The sequence below is a fragment of the Piscibacillus halophilus genome (genome assembly GCF_900110685.1).
Taxonomy (GTDB): domain Bacteria; phylum Bacillota; class Bacilli; order Bacillales; family Alkalibacillaceae; genus Piscibacillus; species Piscibacillus halophilus.
In genome coordinates this window covers 1-15,580 of record NZ_FOES01000014.1, presented here as the reverse complement: position 1 = coordinate 15,580, position 15,580 = coordinate 1, and the positions used below count along the sequence as shown (strand labels likewise).

General features: G+C 36.8%; 16 protein-coding genes, 2 tRNA genes, 2 rRNA genes and 3 pseudogenes. 10 read left to right on the top strand and 13 right to left on the bottom strand.

Annotated features, from left to right (window positions below; all coding sequences use genetic code 11):
- Nucleotides 1-33: 33 nt before the first annotated feature.
- The 7 genes and pseudogenes from BMY57_RS08085 to BMY57_RS16470 form a co-directional block, all read left to right on the top strand.
- A pseudogene (locus BMY57_RS08085) lies at nt 34-333 on the top strand (integrase catalytic domain-containing protein); the annotation flags it as partial.
- A gap of 16 nt (nt 334-349) precedes the next feature.
- Nucleotides 350-739 (top strand): annotated as a pseudogene (locus BMY57_RS16480) (site-specific integrase); the annotation flags it as partial.
- On the top strand, nt 678-1,025 hold the full coding sequence (locus tag BMY57_RS16475; RefSeq protein WP_177176357.1) for a tyrosine-type recombinase/integrase: 348 nt from the start codon (nt 678-680) through the stop codon (nt 1,023-1,025). The pseudogene BMY57_RS16480 and the gene BMY57_RS16475, both read left to right, overlap by 62 nt.
- Nucleotides 986-1,255: a hypothetical protein gene (locus BMY57_RS16065; RefSeq protein ID WP_177176353.1), complete on the top strand. Its 270-nt coding sequence runs from the start codon at nt 986-988 to the stop codon at nt 1,253-1,255. The genes BMY57_RS16475 and BMY57_RS16065 overlap by 40 nt, the downstream gene beginning before the upstream one ends.
- A gap of 53 nt (nt 1,256-1,308) precedes the next feature.
- On the top strand, nt 1,309-1,809 hold the full coding sequence (locus BMY57_RS08070; protein WP_143063801.1) for an SLATT domain-containing protein: 501 nt from the start codon (nt 1,309-1,311) through the stop codon (nt 1,807-1,809).
- A 164-nt stretch (nt 1,810-1,973) separates the two neighbouring features.
- A pseudogene (locus tag BMY57_RS08065) lies at nt 1,974-2,973 on the top strand (IS256 family transposase).
- Between the two features lie 23 nt (nt 2,974-2,996).
- The gene (locus tag BMY57_RS16470; RefSeq protein WP_369678857.1) at nt 2,997-3,125 is read left to right on the top strand and encodes a hypothetical protein; all 129 of its coding nucleotides are present in this window, start codon (nt 2,997-2,999) and stop codon (nt 3,123-3,125) included.
- A gap of 501 nt (nt 3,126-3,626) precedes the next feature.
- Here BMY57_RS16470 and groL read toward each other — a convergent pair.
- Nucleotides 3,627-5,258: a chaperonin GroEL gene (gene groL / locus BMY57_RS08060; protein ID WP_091773509.1), complete on the bottom strand. Its 1,632-nt coding sequence runs from the start codon at nt 5,256-5,258 to the stop codon at nt 3,627-3,629.
- A 31-nt stretch (nt 5,259-5,289) separates the two neighbouring features.
- Entirely contained in the window at nt 5,290-5,574 is a 285-nt protein-coding gene (gene groES, locus BMY57_RS08055; protein WP_091773508.1) for a co-chaperone GroES, read from the bottom strand.
- A 196-nt stretch (nt 5,575-5,770) separates the two neighbouring features.
- On the opposite strand from groES, the gene BMY57_RS08050 reads away from it, so the two are divergent.
- Nucleotides 5,771-6,484, top strand: a complete 714-nt coding sequence (locus BMY57_RS08050) for a CPBP family intramembrane glutamic endopeptidase (protein ID WP_091773507.1) — start codon at nt 5,771-5,773, stop codon at nt 6,482-6,484.
- A gap of 3 nt (nt 6,485-6,487) precedes the next feature.
- Nucleotides 6,488-6,694 carry a YdiK family protein gene (locus tag BMY57_RS08045; protein ID WP_091773506.1) on the top strand — a complete coding sequence of 69 codons (207 nt, stop codon included), beginning with the start codon at nt 6,488-6,490 and terminating at the stop codon, nt 6,692-6,694.
- 12 nt (nt 6,695-6,706) lie between these two features.
- Here the strand turns inward: BMY57_RS08045 and BMY57_RS08040 are convergent, their stop codons facing one another.
- Nucleotides 6,707-8,110, bottom strand: a complete 1,404-nt coding sequence (locus BMY57_RS08040) for an MDR family MFS transporter (protein ID WP_091773505.1) — start codon at nt 8,108-8,110, stop codon at nt 6,707-6,709.
- 79 nt (nt 8,111-8,189) lie between these two features.
- A complete protein-coding gene (locus tag BMY57_RS08035; RefSeq protein WP_091773504.1) occupies nt 8,190-8,816 on the bottom strand; it encodes a redox-sensing transcriptional repressor Rex in 627 nt (208 codons plus the stop codon).
- 79 nt (nt 8,817-8,895) lie between these two features.
- Between BMY57_RS08035 and BMY57_RS08030 the strand changes: the two genes are divergently transcribed.
- Complete coding sequence (locus tag BMY57_RS08030) at nt 8,896-10,833, top strand: ABC-F family ATP-binding cassette domain-containing protein (RefSeq protein ID WP_091773503.1); 1,938 nt, start codon at nt 8,896-8,898, stop codon at nt 10,831-10,833.
- 173 nt (nt 10,834-11,006) lie between these two features.
- Here BMY57_RS08030 and tsaD read toward each other — a convergent pair whose 3' ends face one another.
- From tsaD to BMY57_RS07985, 9 genes are all read right to left on the bottom strand, one after another.
- A complete protein-coding gene (tsaD, locus tag BMY57_RS08025) occupies nt 11,007-12,017 on the bottom strand; it encodes a tRNA (adenosine(37)-N6)-threonylcarbamoyltransferase complex transferase subunit TsaD (RefSeq protein WP_091773502.1) in 1,011 nt (336 codons plus the stop codon).
- Nucleotides 12,014-12,472 (bottom strand): ribosomal protein S18-alanine N-acetyltransferase, encoded by a 459-nt coding sequence (gene rimI / locus BMY57_RS08020; RefSeq protein WP_091773545.1) that lies wholly within the window; start codon nt 12,470-12,472, stop codon nt 12,014-12,016. The genes tsaD and rimI overlap by 4 nt, the downstream gene beginning before the upstream one ends.
- The gene (gene tsaB / locus BMY57_RS08015; protein ID WP_091773501.1) at nt 12,459-13,172 is read right to left on the bottom strand and encodes a tRNA (adenosine(37)-N6)-threonylcarbamoyltransferase complex dimerization subunit type 1 TsaB; all 714 of its coding nucleotides are present in this window, start codon (nt 13,170-13,172) and stop codon (nt 12,459-12,461) included. The genes rimI and tsaB overlap by 14 nt, the downstream gene beginning before the upstream one ends.
- Nucleotides 13,169-13,621: a tRNA (adenosine(37)-N6)-threonylcarbamoyltransferase complex ATPase subunit type 1 TsaE gene (gene tsaE / locus BMY57_RS08010; RefSeq protein ID WP_091773500.1), complete on the bottom strand. Its 453-nt coding sequence runs from the start codon at nt 13,619-13,621 to the stop codon at nt 13,169-13,171. The genes tsaB and tsaE overlap by 4 nt, the downstream gene beginning before the upstream one ends.
- Nucleotides 13,622-14,602, bottom strand: coding sequence for a thiamine-phosphate kinase (gene thiL / locus BMY57_RS08005; protein WP_091773499.1), 981 nt, complete (start codon nt 14,600-14,602; stop codon nt 13,622-13,624).
- Nucleotides 14,603-14,791: 189 nt separating this feature from the next.
- Nucleotides 14,792-14,868, bottom strand: a tRNA-Asp gene (locus BMY57_RS08000).
- A gap of 153 nt (nt 14,869-15,021) precedes the next feature.
- Nucleotides 15,022-15,098 (bottom strand) — tRNA-Met (locus tag BMY57_RS07995).
- A 68-nt stretch (nt 15,099-15,166) separates the two neighbouring features.
- A 5S ribosomal RNA gene (rrf, locus tag BMY57_RS07990) occupies nt 15,167-15,282 on the bottom strand.
- 155 nt (nt 15,283-15,437) lie between these two features.
- A 23S ribosomal RNA gene (locus BMY57_RS07985) occupies nt 15,438-15,580 on the bottom strand; the annotation flags it as partial.

Sequence of the window (15,580 nt, the reverse complement as noted above, 5' to 3'; positions counted from 1 at the left end):
TAGGAAAACTCCTCCTCTCAAAAACAAAGATGACGGGAAGCTAATTATCCTAATGAAATTTGGCAAGCTGATCACACCCCCTTAGATATAGTTGTTTTAAATGAAAAAGGAAAACCAGAAAGACCTTGGCTAACAATTATTTTAGATGATTATAGTCGCGCAGTTGCTGGATATTTTTTAACTTTTCAAGCCCCCTCTGCTATACATACATCTTTGGTCTTACACCAAGCAATATGGAAAAAAAGTAACCCTGATTGGCAGATATGTGGTATTCCTGAAAAATTTTATACAGATCATGGAAGTGATTTTACTTCCAATCATTTAGAACAAGTAACAAAAAGATGAGTTAAAGAATTTCTTAAAAACTTCTAACGAAAATAGATTAGATCAAAATTATGAAATATTCACTTTACTTGCATACACTGGAATGAGAATAGGAGAATTATGTGCACTAAAATGGTCAGACATAGATTTTAAATCTAAACAAATCTCCATTACTAAAACTTATTATAATCCTAACAACAACACAGCTGAATACTCATTAGGCACTCCTAAAACTCTATCATCTGTGAGAAAAATTGACTGCGATGATACAGTCATTAACGTACTGAATAAACAAAGGGAATTTTTCAATATGTTTAAATCTCATTTTGAAATACATTTCATGAGAGAATTTTATTTTTATAAATATCACCTCACAACCCGGTTATCCTCTACCTTTAAAAAGAATTCGAGATAGAATGAAACGTCTCTTAAAAATAATTGGACTGAAAACAACATTAAACCCACATAGACTGAGACATACCCATACTTCTTTACTTGCACAGGCAGGCGTAAATCTTGAAATAATCATGCATCGATTAGGACATCAAGATGAACAGACTACCAGACAGATCTACTTACATGTAACTGATGAAATGCAAAAAGATGCCTCAATTAATAAGCTGAATAGGGATACAAATAAAAATCTTAAAAGACTGTTCGAATGGCATCAGCATGGAAATATAAATGTAATGTTAACATGAGTGGAATTTTAATTGATACTCTTGTCTACATATTTTTAAAAAATTGGGAGTATAAAGATAAATCTTTTGTATATTATGATTGGTTAAGTAGAGACTTTTTTAAGTATTTGAAGGAAATAGATTCAAATAAATTATATTGGCTTGCACCAGGTAGCAACCGCTATGTATGGAAAAGTGGAAACTTTCAATATAAAGCAAACCAAGCTTACAATACTTCATTAGGCTATTAATAAAGAAGTTAATGGTTACCCATATACAGCTAAACAAAAATGGAGAGAAATCTATGGAACGAAATTCCCAAGCTAGTCAAGGATATAGATTAGAATCACAAATAAGGGAAGCATATGGAAGAATTATCTATACTCTAACATGTCACAATAAAATTATTAATAGATTAAAAAGAAAAAATGATCTTATTAAAATCGCTCAAATTATCTTATCAGCACTTTTAAGTGGAAGTTTCTTAGTAACAATTATTTCTTCTGACAAAGCTTCTGGGAGTGTCGGTGGGATTCTTTCTGTAATTTTGTTGATCTTAAACACATATGCTAAAAATTTCAACCTAATTGAATCCGTACAGGAGCATCAAAAAGCTTCTGACCTACTATGGAAAATTAGAGAAGAATATGTTTCTTTACTCACTGACTTTGAGGTACTTGAAATGGAGGACATAATCAAGAAACGTGACGAGTTACAGGATAGAACATCTGAGGTGTACAGTAATTCACCTAGGACCGATGCAAAAAGCTATGCCCAGGCCGGGAGTGTAACATTAACTGTGTGAGTAAGAAATGCGTACGATTACTTACTCACACAGTTTTTTATTTGGTAGAATAATAACTATAAAGCTAAAGGAGTGTTTTAAATGACAAACCCAAAAGAGATTCTAACTCCGTAGAATTAGCTAACAAGATTATTGAACAGTATCAACCAAAGTCTGTAAAAGATATGCAACATGCATTAAAGGACATATTCGTACCGATGTTTGAATCGATGTTAAAAGGTGAAATGAATCATCATTTGGGCTATGAATCAAATGATAAAGAAGAAAAGGAAACAAACAATAGACGGAACGGGTACGGAAAAAAGACAGTCAAAACGACAGCTGGCGAAGTGGATATTGCTGTACCTCGTGATCGTGACGGTTCATTTGAACCACACCTCATTCCCAAGCGTAAAAGAGATGTTTCTGCCATCGAGGATAAAGTCCTCCATGTATGCAAGAGGAATGTCTCAGCGAGATATTTCATCTACTATCGAAGATATCTATGGTTTCTCCGTGTCTCATGAGATGATATCCGATATTACCGATACAGTGCTTCCTGATTTAGAAGAATGGCAAAGTCGTCCTTTAAGCAACTGTTATCCTTTTGTGTTTGTAGATTGCCTTTATACGACGATACGTAATGAATACGAAACCAAGAAATACGCTGTGTATACCATGTTAGGCTACACCATGGAAGGAAAGAAAGACATTCTTGGTCTATGGTTAAATGAAACAGAAAGTAAGCATAAATGGATGCAGATCTTTGATGAAATAAAAGCTCGTGGTGTAGAAGATATTTTCTTTATTTCTATGGATGGAGTAAGTGGATTAGAAGATGGAGCTCGTGCCATTTTCCCACAAGTTGTCGTACAACGCTGTATGGTTCATCTCATTAGAAATTCGATTAAGTATGTTCTAAGTAAAGACTATAAAGCTTTTACTGCTGCATTAAAAAAGGTTTACGCAGCACCAAGCCTTAAAGCATGTCATAGTGCATTTGAAACCTTTCAACAACAATGGGCTACCTATCCTAGAGCGGTTGACGTTTGGAAACGAAACTTCTCCCATGTGGAACAATTATTTGATTATGGAAGTGCGATACGCAAAATTATGTACACTACGAATGCCGTAGAAAGTATACATTCCAGCTTTAGAAAAGTGACAAAAAAGGAGCATTCCTAAACGAGAACGCCCTTCTAAAAGTTTTGTATTTACGAACCAAAGAACTTGAAAATAAGTGGGAAGGTGGACATATTCAACAATGGGCAATGGTCATGAATCAGCTGTTAATTCATGATCACCTCAATGAACGTGTATTAAAGTATTTAGAATAACTTACACACTTTTCTTGACAAGCCCCTCCAGGCCCAAAAAGCGTTAAAAACTGAAGAAGAGCAAACCTTTAGAAAATGAGATTGACGTTATGTTGCCAAATTCGATTCGAAGAAGTAATAGAAAGTCCAAATAATATCTCTGTCTAAATTACGTTATGTAAAATAAAGACGGCCCCGTTATTGACCCTTAGTCATCTTGTTTAATCTCCATTGAAAATACTTGTAGTCTTTCATAATTCACCTCAACTACTTATTATGCATAGAGAAAAGCGGACTCGATTATTCGAGTCCGCTTTTCTTCTTTTCCCTCACAAGAGTGAGTAGAAATGGAATACTGGGTTATATACATATGATAAACATCTTTGTTTCATTTGTAAACTAAAAAGTCTATTCCTATTTAGTAACAATTCGAGACACTAAATCAGAAAATGTTACTTAAATGTTACTTATATGACCAAACAAACGATAAAATCCCTTTAAATAAGTCACTAGTATAGATAACTACATCATGCCCGGCATGCCGCCGCCCATGCCGCCCATGTCAGGGGCGCCACCATCGTTTTCATCTGGGTGGTCAGCTACAACTGCTTCAGTCGTTAGGAACATTGCCGCAACAGATGCTGCGTTTTGTAGTGCTGAACGAGTAACTTTTGTAGGGTCTACGATACCAGAGTCGATCATGTTTACCCACTCGCCAGATGCTGCGTTGAAGCCAACGCCTACTTCTTCGTGTTTTAGACGTTCAACGATAATAGAACCGTCTAAACCAGCGTTTTGAACGATTTGACGAACTGGTTCTTCTAATGCACGAAGTACGATGTTTTGACCAGTTGCTTCGTCACCTTCAAGATCTAGGCTAGCTACTTTCTTGTAAATGTTTACTAGTGCTGTTCCACCACCAGAAACAATACCTTCTTCTACTGCTGCACGAGTAGAGTTTAGGGCGTCTTCGATACGAAGCTTACGTTCTTTTAGTTCAGTTTCAGTAGCTGCTCCTACTTTGATTACCGCTACACCGCCAGCTAATTTAGCTAGACGTTCTTGTAGTTTTTCTTTATCAAAGTCGGAAGTTGTTTCTTCTAATTGTGCACGAATTTGGTTTACGCGTGCAGCTAGCTTTTCAGAGTCGCCAGCGCCTTCTACGATTGTTGTATTTTCTTTCGTTACAACAACTTTAGAAGCGCGACCTAATTGATTGATTGTTGCGCTCTTAAGATCTAGGCCTAAGTCTTCTGTAATAACTTCTGCACCAGTTAGAGTTGCAATGTCTTCAAGCATCGCTTTACGACGATCACCAAATCCAGGAGCTTTAACCGCTACTGCATTAAACGTTCCACGAAGCTTATTCACAACTAATGTTGCAAGTGCTTCACCTTCAACATCTTCAGAAATGATTAAGATTGGCTTACTTTGTTGTACAACTTGCTCTAATACAGGAAGTACTTCTTGAATGTTAGAGATCTTCTTATCTGTGATTAAGATATAAGGGTCTTCTAACACAGCTTCCATTTTATCTTGGTCAGTAACCATGTATGGAGAAGCATAACCACGGTCGAACTGCATACCTTCTACAACTTCTAGCTCAGTGTTGAAGCCTTTAGATTCTTCAATTGTGATCACACCGTCGTTACCAACACGCTCCATAGCTTCAGCGATTAACTGGCCAACTTCATTGTCGGCAGCTGAGATTGAAGCAACTTGTGCAATTGAATCTTTACCTTCGATTGGTTTAGAGATTGTGCGTAGTTCTTCAGTAGCCACTTCAACTGCTTGCTCAATACCACGGCGTAAGCCTACTGGATTTGCACCAGAAGTTACGTTTTTAAGACCTTCACGGATCATGGCTTGTGCTAGTACGGTAGCTGTTGTTGTACCGTCACCTGCCACGTCGTTTGTTTTAGATGCAACTTCTGAAACAAGTTGAGCACCCATGTTTTCGAAATTGTTTTCAAGTTCAATTTCTTTAGCAATAGTCACACCATCATTCGTGATTAATGGTGAACCGAATTTTTTATCTAATACAACGTTACGTCCTTTTGGTCCTAAAGTTACTTTTACTGCATCAGCTAATGTGTCTACACCGCGAAGCATAGCACGGCGAGCTTCTTCGCTAAATTTTAGTTCTTTAGCCATAATAAAATGCCCTCCTTATGTTTGATCTAAATTATTCAACGACTGCTAAAATGTCGCTTTCGCGTAAAACTAAGTATTCGTTACCATCTTGCTTTACTTCTGTACCTGCAAATTTAGAGTAGATAACATGGTCGCCTTCTTTAACTTCTAGTTCAACTTTTTCTCCGTTGTCTGTTACACGACCTGAACCTACTGCTACAACTTTACCTTCTTGAGGCTTTTCTTTAGCAGAATCAGGTAACACAATTCCGCTTGATGTTGTTTCTTCCTGTTCTAATACTTCCACGATTACGCGATCACCTAGTGGTTTTAACACGTCAAAAACCTCCTCCAATTTTATGTTGAAGATGATTATTAGCACTTAACATTGGTGAGTGCTAATTCCAATTATTATAATAATGAATCTGAAAATCTTTTGCAAGTAAAAACTAAAATTTTTGTTTCATTTTTTAGATTAGTATAGAATAAACCTTATAGAGACTTAAGATTTCACATTAAAGGGGACGATTGACTTGCCAAAACGATACTGGTTGATCATTGTTATATACATTGCAGCACAAGTATTCCCGGCCATCGGAAGACCTATTGGGGAAGATTATTTCGGATTATCTGATGTCGATGCCATGGTCTATTCAACGATCTTTGGAATGGCATTAGGGACTATTATTATTTTAAAAATGCTTGCACCTGATATGGAACGAAGCGAGATGCGAGATCGCCCGAATTATGGATATATGTTTAAATGGGCTTTCTATGGATTTTTCCTAGCCTTCTTAGCTCAATATATTGCAGGCTTAATCAACATCAACGTCTTTAACGTTGAACAATCATCAGAGAATACGGGCTTAATAATGGATATTATTGAAGCGAACGTTTGGTTTATTATACTTCCAATTTTGTTTGCTCCATTATTAGAAGAAATTATCTTTAGAAAAATTATTTTTGGGCAATTGTATAAGAGAATGAATTTCTTATTAGCTGCCATTCTCTCATCCGTCGTATTTAGTATTTTACATTTTGACTTTGCTTTTATCTTAACCTATGTGGCTATGGGAATTGTTTTTGCATACTTGTATGTTAAAACGAAACGTATCCTTGTACCTATACTAGTTCACATGGCTATGAATACAGCGGTTGTGTTACTACAACTATCTGTTGATATTGACGAATTAGAACGACAATTAGAAGAGTATCAAAATGCAGCTATGATTTTATTTGGAGGATAATACATGAGAGTATCACCCGTTTTTCTAGCTACAATGTATTTTTTAATGGGACTAGCCTTTGTTTATTTAGCCCTACAATTTGCTGATGAAACGATTTGGAACGTTCCAACACTAATTTTCACGATTGTAGCAACCTTTGATATTGGAGTTGCCATTAGAATATTAGCTAGATATTTACTATATAAGCGTCATCTAAATAAAAAGGAATAATCCGATTTTGGATTATTCCTTTTCTAATTCTTGAATCCCTTTCATTTTATAAGCAAATGGAATACTAATCGCAACAATGATCGCCACTAAAATAAATGCTTCATTGATTGCTTGTAATGTCGCCTCCTGGACAGATAATTCATCAAACAACATATATTGCCCTCTTCTTATTTCATAATAAACCGAGAAGATCACGATTCCTAGAGATGAAGATATTTGACGAATGAGGTTATTCATGGCAGAACCTTGAGCGACTAAATGATCAGGGATCGCATTCATTCCTGCGGTTGTCGCTGGCATGTTACCAAATCCAAGACCTAAACCGTGAATAATATTAATAGCTAATAACATCCAATAAGACGTACTTAAATCGACAAATCCGAACATAAGACTTGCAAACGTTAAAATAATTAAACCTGTCGGAACCACTAGTTTCGGTCCCTTTCTATCTAATATTCGACCTCCTAATGTCATAAAGGCCCCACTTGCTAAGGCACTGGGTAAGAATAACAATCCTGTTTTCACCAAGCTCCATTCAAATGCTTCTTGCACTAAATAAGGTAGTAAAAATAAATTGGCGAATAGCCCAATCGAAGCAGCTGATGTCGCAATGATCGAATATCGATAAGTTTTTACTTTAAAAACAGATAGCTCTAATAAGGGTGATTCAAGTTTTAGCTCATATTTTATGAAGACAATAATTAAGATCAAACCGATAATAAAGATCCCTAGGTTCATCCAACTTAAGGCATGTTCAAAATTACGTCCTTGCCCTAACACGTATAAAACAGCACCAACACCTGCTGTTATAATAACAAAACCTTTCCAATCAAAGACACGTGAGAGGTCTGGCTTCGTAGAGATCAGATATTTTGTTGAGAAATAGATACCTAAAAATGCGAATGGTAAATTAAATAAGAATAAAAAGTACCATGCAAAATTTTCAGCGATAATTCCACCAATCGTCGGTCCAATAGCTGGGGCGACCATAGCTGAAACCCCATAAATCCCAACCGCATACCCTCTCTCATTCCTAGGGAACGCTTGGAAAATTAATGCCATCGCATTTGGCATCATGAGACCGCCAGCAATCCCTTGAATCGTTCTGGCAGCAATCACCATGCTTAGCCACTGAGACACTGCACCTAATAATGAACCAAATGCGAATAATGAAAGACCGATGATATAAATCTTTTTCTTTCCATACCGATCACCTAAAAATCCTGTCACCGGCATCGTCATCCCCATTGAAATCATAAAAATGGTTAGAATCCAACTGACTCCAACCGCATCTGTATCGAATATTTTCATTAATTCCGGTAATACTGGATTAAGCATACTATTATTCAAAATGACTGTGAATGTACCTGTGATAACAGATATAACAACAAGCCACTTTTGGTCTAGTTTCCCCATGATTGCCTCCGACATGTTTGTATTTATTTCGGTATACGAATTATTTTACCTCTAAATGGAATAAAAAGAAAGACCTATCTTAACTTTGTTTTAAAAAATACACTAACGTTTGTAGCTCAATGGATAGGTCAATGTGATGAACTCGCACATGATTCGGTACCGTTAAACGAGAAGGTGTGAAATTTAGAATTCCTTCTATCCCACAATCAACGAGTCTGTCTGTTACTTCTTGTGAAACTCTTGCTGGCACCGTTAAAATAGCTACTTTTAGACCACGGCGTTTAATTTCTTTTTCTAAATCATCCACGTGATAAATAGGTACTTCACCAATGGTTGTCCCAATTTTACTTTCATTCGTATCAAATGCCAATTCAATATGGGTATTTCCTTTTTTCATAAAGTTATAATGCAGTAAGGCAGTCCCCAGGTTACCAACACCGATTAAGGCAACGCTAGCGATCTCGTCTTGATCCAATAATTTTCTAAAGAACTGGATGAGATGAGCAATGTCATACCCATACCCTTTTCTCCCAAGTTCTCCAAAATAAGAAAAGTCTTTTCGGATCGTAGCCGAATCGACTTTAATCAATTCACTTAATTCTCTTGAAGAAATACGCGTTTTCCCTTGGTTGTGTAACAAATTTAAGTGTCTATAGTATAAAGGTAGACGTTTAACCGTTGCTTGAGGTATTTTCTCTTCAGACATATTTATAATCTCCTTTGATATGGTTCATTGCTTATTAGTGATAAAATAGATACACTAGTGCACGTTGAGGTGAATGAACATGATCGTTATGCAATTAAACAATATAAGTAAATATTTTGGCGCTGACCTTATTTTATCGAAAATTAAATTAGAAGTACATCATGATGACCGGATTGCCATAGTCGGGCGAAATGGTGCAGGCAAATCAACCTTATTAAAAATTATGTCTGGACAAATTCCTTATGATGAAGGGGAGATTTTTCAGCCTAAAGGCGTGACAGTCGGTTATCTTGATCAACATACAGGCTTAGATTCAGAAGAATCCATTTGGAATGAGATGTTAACGGTGTATGAACCGTTAATTCAGTTGGAAAAAGAATTAAGAAAAATGGAAGAACAAATGGCCGACCCTAAAATTATAGAAGATGAAAGAAAGTATCAACAACTTCTGTCTCAATATGATTCAAAGCAACATGACTTTGAACAGCGTGGTGGCTTTCATTATGAAGCTGATATTGAGTCCGTTCTAAATGGGTTGAACTTTGGAAACTTTGACTTTCAAACCCCCATCCAGGAGTTAAGTGGTGGACAAAAAACAAGGCTAGCGTTAGGAAAACTTTTACTCTCAAAACCGGATGTTTTAATTCTTGATGAGCCTACGAACCATTTAGACATTGAGACACTCCGTTGGTTAGAAGGCTATTTAAAAGGCTATCCTGGCGCTGTGGTCATTGTTTCCCACGACCGTTATTTCTTAGATGAAACGGTGAATATCGTTTATGACGTTGCGTTTCAATCGATTAAAAAGTATCACGGCAACTATAGTTACTTCCTAAGGAAACGAGCCGAAGACTACGAGTTAGAAATGAAACGTTATGAAAAGCAACAAGAGGAGATTAAGAAACTGGAAGTCTATATCCAAAAGAATATCGCCCGTGATTCGACGAGTAAGCAAGCCAAATCTCGGCGTAAGAAGTTAGAAAAAATGGATAAAATGGATCGTCCTTCATTAGATGACCATTCTGCCAAGTTTTCATTTGAGATTACCCGAAAAAGTGGTAATGATGTGTTAAAAGTGGATCATTTATCTGCCAAGTATGGTGAATTGGATGAACCTGTTTTTAAAGACGTTTCGTTTCGTGTGAATCGCGGGGACCGTATAGCCATTGTCGGTCCTAACGGTATTGGTAAGTCGACGTTATTAAAAGCGATTTTAAAACGAATGGACCATGTCAATGGTGATATTCAGTATGGAACCAATGTCGAATTTGGATATTATGATCAAGAACAATCGACGTTAAATGCCCATAAAACAACTTTACAAGAGCTTTGGGATGAATATCCGTTGATGCCAGAAAAAGATGTTCGCACTGTTTTAGGAAATTTCTTATTCACAGGTGATGATGTTTTAAAAACGATTGGGATGTTAAGTGGTGGTGAAAAGGCTAGAGTCTTACTAGCTAAACTGATGCTCCAAAAAGCTAATGTACTCATCATGGACGAGCCTACGAACCATTTAGATTTAGATAGTAAAGAAGTCTTGGAAGCTGCTTTAGCCGATTTTCCGGGCACGATTATTTTTGTTTCGCATGACAGATATTTTATCAATCGAATTGCGACTCATATTATGGAATTATCAAACCAAGGCTCGCGCCTATTCATTGGTGATTATGATTACTATTTAGAAAAATTAGAGGAAGAGTCTCAATTAGAAGCCATTAAAAAAGCCGAGATTGAAGAAAAACGACAATCTCAACAAGCAAATGTTCCAACTAATAAACAGATCCAAAGAGATCGGCGTAAGATTGAACGGCAAATACAATCGATTGAAGAACAAATTGTTGAGCACGAACAAACCATTGAAGAACAAGAACCTAAACTTTATGATCCAGAGAACGTCAATGATTACACTAAATTACAAGACATTAATCAAACCATTAAAGAAAATGAAGAAGCGATTGAACAATTGATGGAGAAATGGGAAGAACTTCAACAAGAAATCGAAAAACTTAATTAACCACAAGTTATTCACATAATCACCGTCGAATTTACGGTTATTAACAGACTTATCCACTTTATTCACAGGTTGCTTGTTGGTTATCCACAAATTTTATCCACGTTGTCTATAATTGATGGAAAGCTATTCTATAGAAAAAGTCCACAGAACAATTAAATGTCTGTGGACTTTTTTTATCCTAACATAAGGCCGGGATTTGCATTTAACTTTAAATCCTTATAATGTTGCTTATGATATTCTATGGAGGCTGCAGCACCAATCATAGCGGCGTTGTCTGTACATAAATACAAGGGTGGGATCATGAGTTCAACATCTGTATGTTTAAATCGGTCTTGTAGAGCTTGTCTTAAACCCTTATTTGCCGAAACACCACCTGCCACTATTAACTGTTTAACATCTAAATCCATCGTAGCTTTATACGTTTTTTCAACTAATACTTCTATCACACTATTCTGAAAGGATGCTGCCAAATCCTCAATTCGATACTCTTCATCTTTTTGTTTTAATTGGTTTAGTTTATTAATAACGGCTGTTTTTAAGCCACTAAAACTAAAATCATATGAATCTTTCTCAAGCCATGCACGTGGAAAGTTGTATAGATCATCACCATCTTGTGCTAGCCGATCTATAACAGGTCCGCCTGGATACGGAAGGGCTAATGCTTTAGCTACCTTATCATATGCTTCACCTGCTGCATCATCCCGTGTCTCACCTATAACTTCATAATCACCATGATCTCTCATATAGATTAATTCCGTATGGCCACCCGAGACAACTAACGATAACAATGGGAATCGAAATTCTTGTTCAAGTCGATTCGCATAAATATGACCTGCTATATGATGAACACCTATTAACGGTATATCATGCGCGTATGCCAATGACTTTGCAGCATTAACCCCAATAAGAAGCGCACCTACAAGCCCTGGTCCTTCTGTAACGGCAACCGCATCAATGTCCTCCATCGTCATCCCAGCTTCATCTAAAGCTTGTTCAATGACTAACGTAATTTGTTCAATATGGTGACGCGATGCAATTTCAGGAACGACTCCACCAAATTTTTGATGAATATCCATTTGAGTGGCCACCACATTTGAAAGCAGTTCTGTTCCACCTTTGACGACTGCAGCTGCTGTCTCATCGCAACTCGTTTCTATTGCTAAAATAATTTCATTCGTTTTCATAATTTCACCCACATCACTAAAGCATCTTCACCATTATCTTGGTAATAGCCTTCACGTTTTCCAACAATTTTCATTCCAAAATGCTTATATAAATTTTGCGCAATCACATTTGATTCTCTTACTTCCAATGTAAGCTCTGTAGCACCTTGCTCTCTCGCATGATTTAATACCTCATTAAATAACTTTTTCCCCAACTGATGACCTCTTTCTTTTGGTGAAATAGCAATATTGGTTATTTGAGCAGATTCTAATACAATCCAGATTCCACAATAACCTACAACTTCTTTATCTTTTTCGATGACTAAATAATGAGAGAAAGTGTTTTTTAATAGGTCGTGTAAAAAGTCACGCTTTTTCCAAGGTGTCTTAAAGGATTCATTTTCAATCACAATGACACTTGGAAGGTCTTCAATAAGCATTTCACGAACCTTTGTTTCCTGCTTAACCTCTTTCATCATGAGACCCTTCCCCATTTTGTTTTAGCCAATTGTTTTCTGCTTCAGTCTTTCGATGATAATTTGGCTTCACTAAGTGAATAGGCGATTCTTCATTCGATTGACTCATCTTCCATAACAAGCTCGCTCTTGGGAGCTGAAAAGGTTGTTCAACATAAACGGCTTTCTCACCCAATTCCTGTTCAATGAGTTCTTTAAAATTCTCTCCGTTTGGGCTAATAAAAAAGATCTTCTCATCGATGTCCTTTACTTGAGTTAACCAACTTGCCATATCGATATTACAATCGTCCTCAATAGTATTTATTTCTCCTTCTAATACTCTATAAAGTCCTGTATAAACATTACCCCTTCTCGCATCAAAAAATGGACAGACGAGTCCATTTTGATACAATAAGGAGGCTCCTATTAATTTCAAGCTCGACACTGTTTTAATTGGAATATTTAGCGTCCACGCCATCGTTTTGGCTGTTGTCATACCGATTCTAATTCCTGTAAATGAACCTGGCCCATCCGCAACTACCATTTGATCTAAATCTTTAGGTTTCAAATTAGCTTGTTGCATCAAGTGCTCAATATTTGGCATTAATTGGATAGAATGATTTCTTTTAATATTGATTGTAATTTCACCAGCCAACTCATTTTCTTTATATACAGCAATACTCATTGGCTGATTGGATGTATCGATACATAATACATTCATATTTTCAAAAGCTCCTCACATATCTGTTGAAACCTATTTCCCTTTGGGTTTAATATAAATTCTCGTTGATGGTCATCAATTTTATTAATTTGAATCTCTAATCGTTCATTTGGCAAAAAGTCTTCAATAAACTTCGACCATTCAACAACCGAAACTCCTTCGCCATTAAAATATTCATCAAAACCAATATCCTCATCTTGGTCTTCTAATCGATAGACATCCATATGATAAAAAGGAATTCGACCACGATATTCCTTAACAATGGTATATGTCGGACTATTAACTGTTCGTTTAACCCCTAACCCTTTAGCCAAACCTTTAGAAAAAGTCGTTTTTCCAGCACCAAGATCTCCATCTAATGTAATAACATCACCTGGTGTTAAATATTCCGCTAATTGTTTGCCAAGTTGAAGAGATTCCTGCTCATGATTCATTTTCAATCTATACATTTAATCACCTTTATCATTCCCATGCTGGTAACCGCTTTGATTTAATCGTTTTTTGACATGATTTTTTTCTATGTAAACGGTAGGTTTTTGATGTTTATAAGCTAGTACTTCACCAATTTTAGTAACGTTAATACCATTATTTTTACAATTTGTTTGAACATGTTCCCAATCTGATCTTGAGCATGTTCCCACTAATTCAAAGTCCTCACCTGTCGATAATACTAACTTTTCCAATCGTTTATGTTCAAGTTCAATCATGCTAGGGTGGATCGGCAATCGATCCCAATTAATCAAAATAGATACCCCAGATGCCTGTACAATCTCATTTAATTCAGACGAAATTCCATCACTAACATCATTTAAACATAAACGCTGAATAGATTGATTTACTTCTACAAAGTCTATCCTAGGTTCTGGCCGCTTATGCCTTTGATGAAAGTAACGATTAGACTCATCATAACCATCTTGAATAAGTTGATATCCATATCCAGACTCACCTAAATATCCAGTAACAAACACTATATCATTAGGCTGAGCTGTACTTCTTAATCTTTTTTTATTAGGCTGTACTTCACCAAATACCGTTACGGTTATAACTAATTCTTGTCCAGATGTTGTATCACCACCAATTAAGTCCATGTGATAGTGATCAGCAAGTTCCTTCATCCCGTTCATCATTCGGATTAACTCATCGTTACTAATCGAATGAGGACTTGAAACATTAACTAAATAATAGACTGGCTGGCTTCCCATAGCGGCTAAATCACTCAAGTTTGCAGCTAGTACGCGAAACCCAACATCTTCAAATGTCATATATTCTAACGAAAAATGGACGTTTTCAACCATTGTATCTGTTGCAATAACAAGCTGTGTTCCAGAACTAGGTTGGATCACAGCTCCATCATCCCCAATGCCTTTTATAACGGAGGAGTGTTTATAATATTTAGGTTGGATTGCTCTTATGAAGCTAAACTCGTCCATCTGAATCCCCTACTTTTAATTGATTCCAAGCTTATCATAGCAAAAATTCATCCTAATAGGAAATATATAAGTCCATAAATAAAAATCAACCCCTACAAAATTTTGTAGGGGTTGAGGGGGATGAAAATAATAGGTTAAAAAATAACAAAAGCCTTGCGAACCACACAAGGCTAAAAACATTTACTAACATGGCGGTCCGGACGGGACTCGAACCCGCGACCTCCTGCGTGACAGGCAGGCATTCTAACCAACTGAACTACCGGACCAATTGAGGTTGCATTCTTTAGATGATTTATATAAAGTTTAAATTTAAAATTCGAATATCTATGTAATAGTAAATTAATTGGGGTGCACCCTTCCGGGTACTCCATATATCACCTTTCGACGAAGTATTTCGACGTAGTTGCGGTGAAATAAATTGGTTGCGGGGACAGGATTTGAACCTGCGACCTCCGGGTTATGAGCCCGACGAGCTACCAGACTGCTCCACCCCACGATTTTATCAGAAAGCTCATATCTGAGCCCTGACTATATGATTCATAATAATTAACATTAAATTATTATGCCCGGCAGCGTCCTACTCTCACAGGGGAAAGACCCCAATTACCATCGGCGCTAGAGAGCTTAACTTCTGTGTTCGGCATGGGAACAGGTGTGGCCTCTCTGCCATCGCCACCGTACATTTTGTTTGTTATATGTAACTCGGTAATTTCCGAGACAAATAATATTATATTCACCTTCGCCAAAAAATGCAAGTGAAATTTAATATTTTTAGGTTGAAGAACCTTCAAAACTAAATACGAACCGCCAAGCGTCGTTTACGTCTTTTCCAATCGAAGTTAAGTCCTCGATCGATTAGTATCCGTCAGCTCCACGTGTCACCACGCTTCCACCTCGGACCTATCAACCTCATCGTCTCTGAGGGATCTTACTCGCTCGAAGCGATGGGAAATCTCATCTTGAGGGGGGCTTCATGCT